This is a genomic window from Xanthobacter sp. BG11Y11_SDJG (genome assembly GCF_057364445.1).
Genome location: NZ_JBNFNU010000211.1, coordinates 1 through 7,345, shown reverse-complemented (window position 1 = coordinate 7,345; position 7,345 = coordinate 1). Strand labels below are relative to the sequence as shown.

Below are 7,345 nucleotides of genomic sequence, written 5' to 3'. Positions count from 1 at the left end.
CGGCCGCCGGAGCACCGAGCGCCTGGCGCGCCGCCCCGAAGCGCGCCCTCGAACAAGGCCCGCCCGGTGGAGGCGCCGGCACCTGCCGCGAGCACGTTGCGGGCGCGGTGGAACAGGCGCTGACCGTATTCCAGCGTGCGCAGCTCCTCGGCGGCATCCACCAGCACGTTGGAATCGGTGCCGACGCCGAAGCGCCCGCCTCGGGTAAGGAAGTCCGGCGCCGGAACAGTCCGTCGCCGAGATTGGCCTCGGTGACGGGGCACAGTCCCGCGACCGCGCCGCTCGCGGCAAAGCGCGCCGTTTCGTCCGCGGTGATGTGGGTGGCGTGGATCAGGCACCAGCGCGCATCCACCGGCGCGATCTCGAACAGGTGCGCCACCGGCCGCCGGCCGCAGAAGGCGAGGCAGTCCTCCACCTCATTCATTTGCTCGGCCACATGGATGTGCACCGGCCCGCCTTCGGCCAGCGGCAGGAGGCGGCGATCTCCTCGGCGGTCGCGGCCCTCAGGCTGTGGGGGGCGAGGCCGACCACCGCATCGCTGAGGCCCGCGACGGCGCGGCGGGCGGCCTCCATCAGCGCGGCGAAGCCGTCCAGGTCATTGATGAAGCGCCGCTGGCCCGGTCCCGGCGGCAGGCCGCCAAAGCCGGAATGGGCATAGAACACCGGCAACAGGGTCAGCGCGATGCCGGTGCGTTCCGCCGCTGCGGCGATGCGGTGGCACAGCTCGCCTCGGTCGGCATAGGCCGCGCCATCCGGCGCGTGGTGCAGATAGTGGAATTCGCCGACGCGGGTGAAGCCCGCCTCCAGCATCTCCATGAAGGCCAAAGTGGCCACTGCCTCCACGTCGTCCGCCTCCATCCGGTCGACGAAGCGGTACATGGCCTCGCGCCAGGTCCAGAAGCTGTCCGCGCCCGGCCCGCGCACCTCGGCGAGGCCCGCCATGGCGCGCTGGAAGGCATGGCTGTGCAGGTTCGGCAGGCCGGGAATGACCGGCCCGTGCCGCTCGTCGTCGGCTCCCGGCGCGGTGCCCGCCGCGATGGCGGCGATGCGCCCGGCTTCGAGGCTGACCCGCACCCGCTGCGCCCAGCCGTCCGGCAGCAGGGCGCTGGAGAACCACAGGCTGCGGCGGGGGGCGGACGGCATGCTGTTCGGGCTCACGCGGGACTGGACAAGCGCGAAGGCGCGTATTTATGTATATACATTATTGGCGTCAGCGCCAATGGATTTCGGCGCGAAGGGGAGGCTCGGCGTGATGCCAACAGGGGCGGCGATCCGCTGCGACCGCATCTGGCGCAAGGCCCGCCTCGCCACGCTGGCGCCGGCGCGCGAGGGCCTCGGCCTGATCGAGGACGGCCTCGTCGCCGCGCGCGACGGGCACATCCTCTATGCCGGTCCGGCCGCCGAGGCCCCCGCCCTCGACGCGCCCCAGATCGAGGACTGCGCCGGCCGCTGGATCACCCCCGGATTGATCGACTGCCACACCCACCTCGTCTATGGCGGCGACCGGGCGGACGAGTTCGAGAATCGCCTGTCGGGCGTGCCCTATGAGGAGATCGCGCGCGCCGGCGGCGGCATCGTCTCCACCATGCGGGCGACCCGCGCGGCGAGCGCACAGGAGCTGATCGCGAGCGCGCTGCCGCGCCTCGACGCGCTGATCGCCGAGGGCGTCACCACCCTCGAGATCAAGTCCGGCTACGGGCTGGAGCTGGGCGCCGAGATGCGCCAGCTCCGCGCCGCCCGCGCGCTCGCTGGCGTCCGGCCGGTCACGGTGACGACGACTTTCCTCGGCGCCCATGCGCTGCCGCCGGAGGCGAACGGAGACAAGGACGCCTATATCGGCCGCCTCATCGACGAGATGCTGCCGGCCATCGCCCGCGAGGGGCTGGCGGACGCGGTGGACGCCTTCTGCGAGGGCATCGCCTTCTCGCCCCAGCAGGTGGCGCGGGTGTTCGCGGCGGCCAAGGCCCTCGGCCTGCCGGTGAAGCTGCATGCCGACCAGCTCTCGAACCTCCATGGCGCGGCGCTCGCCGCCCGCTTCGGCGCGCTCTCGGCCGACCATCTGGAGCACACGGACGCGGCCGGCGTCGCCGCCATGGCGCGGCGGGCACGGTCGCGGTGCTGCTGCCCGGCGCCTATTACTTCATCCGCGAGACCAAGGCGCCGCCGGTGGACCTGTTCCGCGCCGCCGGCGTGCCCATGGCGCTCGCCACCGACTGCAATCCCGGCACCTCGCCGCTCACCTCGCTGCTGCTCGCCATGAACATGGGCGCCACCTTGTTCCGGATGACGGTGGACGAATGCCTCGCCGGGGTGACGCGCGAGGCGGCGCGCGCGCTCGGCATGGCCGAGCGCATCGGCACGCTGGAGCCCGGCAAGGCCTGCGACCTCGCCATCTGGGACATCGAGCGTCCGGCGGAACTGGTCTACCGCATGGGGCTGAACCCGCTTCACGCGCGCATCCGGGGCGGACGATGAGCCTCACCCTCACCCCCGGCGCGGTGCCGCTCTCGGCGTGGCGCGCGATCCATGCCGGCGCCGCCTTCGCGCTCGATCCCGCCTGCGCCGACAAGGTCGCCGCCGGAGCGCAGGCGGTCGCGGCCATCGTTGCAAAGGGGGCGCCGGTCTACGGCATCAATACCGGCTTCGGGAAGCTCGCCAGCGTACGCATCGCGGCGGCGGACCTCGCGCGGCTGCAGCGCAACATCGTGCTCTCCCATGCCGCAGGCGTCGGCGAGGCCATGCCGGCCCACACCGTACGGCTGATGCTGGCGCTGAAGCTGGCGAGCCTCGCCCAAGGGGCATCGGGCATCCGGCCGGAAACGCTGGCCGTCATGGCGGCGATGGTCGAGCACGGCCTCATCCCCGTGGTGCCGGCGCAGGGCTCGGTGGGCGCCTCCGGCGACCTCGCGCCGCTCGCTTACATGGCGGCAGCCATGATCGGGGTGGGCGAGGTCCTGGTGGAAGGCGCGCGCGTGCCGGCGGCCGAGGCACTGGCGCAGGCCGGGCTTGCGCCGCTGGAGCTGGGTCCGAAGGAGGGGCTGGCGCTGCTCAACGGCACCCAGTTTTCCACCGCCTGCGCGCTTGCCGGCCTGTTCGCGGCGGAAACCGCCTTCCGCGCGGCGCTGGTGACGGGCGCGCTTTCCACCGACGCGGCGCGCGGCTCGGATGCGCCGTTCGATCCGCGCATTCACGCGCTGCGCCGCCATCGCGGGCAGATCGAAGCCGCCGCGGCGCTCAGGATGCTGATGGAGGGCTCCGCCATCCGCGCCTCGCATCTCGTCGGCGACGAGCGGGTGCAGGACCCTTATTGCCTGCGCTGCCAGCCGCAGGTGATGGGCGCCGCGCTCGACCTCCTGCGCCAGGCGGCCGGAACGCTGGAGATCGAGGCCAACGGCGTCTCCGACAATCCGCTGATCTTCGCCGAGACCGGGGAGGCGCTCTCCGGCGGCAACTTCCACGCCGAGCCGGTGGCATTCGCCGCCGACCAGATCGCCCTCGCTTTGTGCGAGATCGGCTCGCTCGCCGAGCGCCGCGTGGCCATGCTGGTGGACCCGGCGCTCTCCGGCCTGCCGGCCTTCCTCACCCCGAGCCCGGGGCTGAATTCCGGCTTCATGATCGCCCAGGTGACGGCGGCGGCCCTGGTCTCCGAGAACAAGCAGCGGGCCTATCCGGCGAGCGTCGATTCCATCCCCACCTCGGCCAACCAGGAAGACCACGTCTCCATGGCCGCCCACGGCGCGCGGCGCCTGGCGCCGATGGCGGAGAACCTCACCTCGGTCATCGGCATCGAGCTGCTGGCGGCGGCGCAGGGCTGCGACTTCCATGCGGGCCTAGCCTCCAGCCCGCGCCTGGAGACGGTGCGCGCGCGGCTGCGCGGCGCGGTGCCGGCGCTGGGCGAGGACCGCTTCTTCCATCCCGACATCGATGCCGCCTGCGGCCTCGTGCGCTCCGGCGCGCTCGCCGCTGCGGCGGGGGCGGACGTGCTGCCCTCCATCTGCGGAGACTGACGTGACCTCTCATCCCCCTTGGATCAGCGTGACCCGCGGCACCGCCCCCCTGGTGGTGAGCCTGCCGCACACCGGCACCGACATTCCGGACGAATTCCTGCCCGACCTCGTCTCGCCGGAGCGCGCCCGCAAGGATGCGGACTGGTGGATCCACCTGCTCTACGACTTCGCCGCCGGGCTCGGCGCCACCGTGGTGCGCACGTCGATCTCGCGCACCGTGATCGACGTGAACCGCGACCCCTCCGGCGTCTCGCTCTATCCCGGCCAGCAGACCACGGAGCTGTGCCCCACCACCACCTTCGACGGCGAGCCGCTGTACCTTGAAGGCCGCGCCCCGGATGCCGCCGCCATCGCCGCCCGCAAGGCGGCCTATTTTGAGCCTTACCACGCGGTGCTCGCGGCCGAGATCGCCGCGGCGAAGGCGCGCCACGGGGTGATCGCGCTCTATGACTGCCACTCGATCCGCTCGGTGATCCCGCGCCTGTTTCCGGGCACGCTGCCGGAGTTCAATATCGGCACCAACAAGGGGGCGAGCTGCGACGGCGAACTGGAGGCCACGGTGCGCGACCTCTGCGCCGGAAGCGGGCGGCCCTACGTGCTCAATGGGCGCTTCACCGGCGGCTACATCACCCGCCAGTGCGGCGCGCGAGGGGGTCCATGCAGTGCAGATGGAACTGGCGTGCCGCGCTTACATGAGCGAGCCGCTCGGCTTCGTCGCCGACGACGCCTGGCCGACGCCCTACGACCCCGTCTATGCCGCGCCGGTGCGCGCCACCCTCACCCAGATCCTCGAAGCCTGCCTCGCCTTCGCGCGGGCGCGGGCCTGACCCTTCTTGCAGCAGGAATTCCGCCTTATGACGCGCATCGACAATGAGCGCCGCATCCGCGCCCCGCGCGGCACGGACCTCTCCGCGAAGAGCTGGCTCACCGAGGCGCCGCTGCGCATGCTCATGAACAATCTCGACGCCGAGGTCGCCGAGAAGCCGGGGGAGCTGGTGGTCTATGGCGGCATCGGCCGCGCCGCCCGCGACTGGGAGAGCTTCGACCGCATCGCCGCGACCCTCAGGCGCCTGGAGGCGGACGAGACGCTGCTGGTGCAGTCCGGCAAGCCGGTGGGCGTGTTCCGCACCCATGCCGACGCCCCGCGCGTGCTGATCGCCAACTCGAATCTGGTGCCGCACTGGGCCAACTGGGACCACTTCAACGCCCTCGATAAGAAGGGCCTCATGATGTACGGCCAGATGACGGCCGGCTCCTGGATCTATATCGGCACCCAGGGCATCGTGCAGGGCACCTACGAGACCTTCGTGGAGATGGGCCGGCGCCATTATGGCGGCGACCTCTCCGGCCGCTGGATCCTCACCGCCGGGCTCGGCGGCATGGGCGGCGCGCAGCCGCTCGCCGCGGTGATGGCGGGGGCGAGCTGCCTCGCCATCGAGTGCCAGCCGAGCCGCATCGAGATGCGGCTGAAGACACGCTATGTGGACGTGCTGGCGAAGGACCTCGACGAGGCGCTGGCCCTGATCGAAAAGTCCTGCGCCGACAAGACGCCGCTCTCCGTCGCCTTGCTCGGCAATGCCGCCGAGCTGCTGCCCGAACTGGTGCGGCGCGGCATCCGCCCGGACGCCGTCACCGACCAGACCTCCGCCCACGATCCGGTCAACGGCTATCTGCCCGCCGGCTGGTCGCTCGCCGACTGGGAGGAAAAGCGCGCCGCCGATCCCAAGGCGGTGGAGAAGGCGGCCAAGGGCTCCATGGCGACCCATGTGCGCGCCATGCTGGACTTCTGGAAGCAGGGCGTCCCGGTGGTGGACTACGGCAACAACATCCGCCAGATGGCGCTGGAGGAGGGGGTGGCCGACGCCTTCGACTTCCCGGGCTTCGTGCCGGCCTATATCCGCCCGCTGTTCTGCCGCGGCGTCGGCCCGTTCCGCTGGGCGGCGCTCTCCGGCGATCCGGAGGACATCTACCGCACCGACGCCAAGGTGAAGGAGCTGCTGCCCGACAACCGGCACCTGCACCACTGGCTCGACATGGCGCGCGAACGCATCCAGTTCCAGGGCCTGCCGGCGCGCATCTGCTGGGTGGGGCTGGGCGACCGGCACCGGCTCGGCCTCGTTTTCAACGAGATGGTGGCGAAGGGCGAGCTGAAGGCGCCGGTGGTGATCGGCCGCGACCACCTCGATTCCGGCTCGGTCGCCTCGCCCAACCGCGAGACCGAGGCCATGCGCGACGGTTCGGACGCGGTGTCCGACTGGCCGCTGCTGAACGCGCTGCTCAACTGCGCCTCGGGCGCCACCTGGGTGTCGCTGCACCATGGCGGCGGGGTGGGCATGGGCTTCAGCCAGCACGCCGGCATGGTGATCGTCGCCGACGGCACGCCGGAGGCGGCGCGGCGGCTGGAACGGGTGCTGTGGAACGATCCCGCCACCGGCGTCATGCGCCATGCGGATGCGGGCTACGCCGACGCCATCGCCTGCGCGCGGGAGCAGCAGCTCGACCTTCCCGGCATCCTCGGGTGAGGGCGCCGGGAGAGGCCCTGCGCATCATCCGCGCCGCCGAGGGCCGGCGCATGCCGTGGAAGAACGGCGGTGGCGAGACGGTGGAGATCGCCTGCTTCCCGGAAGGGGCGGGCCTGTCGGATTTCGGCTGGCGGGTGAGCACGGCGCGGGTGGCGGTGGCCGGCCCGTTCTCGCTGTTTCCGGGCGTGGACCGCACGCTGAGCGTGCTCACCGGCGATGGGCTGATGCTCGATTTCGCCGACGGCGCCGAGGTGCGGCTGGACCAGGCGGCGGCGCCCTACGCCTTCCCGGCGGATGTCCCGGTGGCGGGCACGCCCCTCGGCGGAGCGATCATCGACCTCAACGTCATGACCCGTCGCGGGGTGTTCACCCGCCGGGTGACGCGGGTGGACGGACCGGTGCATCTCGCGGCCGGCGCAGGAAGCGCAGCGCTGGCTTACGTTGCGGCGGGAACGGCGCATGTTGCGGCCGAGGCCGGCCGCGATGCCGCTGCTCTGGCCACCGGAGACACGGCGCTGGTCAGCGGCGGCGCCGTGGGGCTCCGGCCCGGAGCGGAGGCTGCCACCTCCTGATCGTGGAGATCGCGCCCCTCTGACGGGGCCCGGACTGCATCCGCCAGGCCGAACGCGCGCCTGCAACGGCCTGCCGCACGGAACCTTGCGCCCGGCCGGCTCCGGCTGGGCTGTCGCCCGCCGCAGCGCCGCTATTGCTGGAGCGGCACCGACTTGGCGCCGATGTCGGCGGATTCGGCCGCGGTGGGCTTCGGCTGCACCGGTTGCGATGGCGGCAGCGGGATCACCCGCACCTGGCGCTGGC

The 7,345-nt window shown here is 72.2% G+C and carries 3 protein-coding genes and 3 pseudogenes; 5 read left to right on the top strand and 1 reads right to left on the bottom strand.

Annotated elements, in window-relative coordinates:
- Positions 1 to 1,143, bottom strand: a pseudogene (locus AC2W7M_RS16110) (formimidoylglutamate deiminase); the annotation flags it as partial.
- Between the two features lie 109 nt (positions 1,144 to 1,252).
- On the opposite strand from AC2W7M_RS16110, the pseudogene hutI reads away from it, so the two are divergent.
- From hutI to AC2W7M_RS16085, 5 genes and pseudogenes are all read left to right on the top strand, one after another.
- Positions 1,253 to 2,475 (top strand): annotated as a pseudogene (gene hutI, locus AC2W7M_RS16105) (imidazolonepropionase).
- Positions 2,472 to 4,007 (top strand): histidine ammonia-lyase, encoded by a 1,536-nt coding sequence (gene hutH, locus AC2W7M_RS16100; protein WP_486133223.1) that lies wholly within the window; start codon positions 2,472 to 2,474, stop codon positions 4,005 to 4,007. The pseudogene hutI and the gene hutH overlap by 4 nt, the downstream one beginning before the upstream one ends.
- Before the next feature lies 1 nt (position 4,008).
- A pseudogene (gene hutG, locus AC2W7M_RS16095) lies at positions 4,009 to 4,834 on the top strand (N-formylglutamate deformylase).
- A gap of 27 nt (positions 4,835 to 4,861) precedes the next feature.
- Positions 4,862 to 6,529 (top strand): urocanate hydratase, encoded by a 1,668-nt coding sequence (gene hutU / locus AC2W7M_RS16090; protein WP_486133222.1) that lies wholly within the window; start codon positions 4,862 to 4,864, stop codon positions 6,527 to 6,529.
- Positions 6,526 to 7,101 carry a HutD/Ves family protein gene (locus AC2W7M_RS16085; protein WP_486133221.1) on the top strand — a complete coding sequence of 192 codons (576 nt, stop codon included), beginning with the start codon at positions 6,526 to 6,528 and terminating at the stop codon, positions 7,099 to 7,101. The genes hutU and AC2W7M_RS16085 overlap by 4 nt, the downstream gene beginning before the upstream one ends.
- The last annotated feature ends 244 nt before the right edge of the window (positions 7,102 to 7,345 follow it).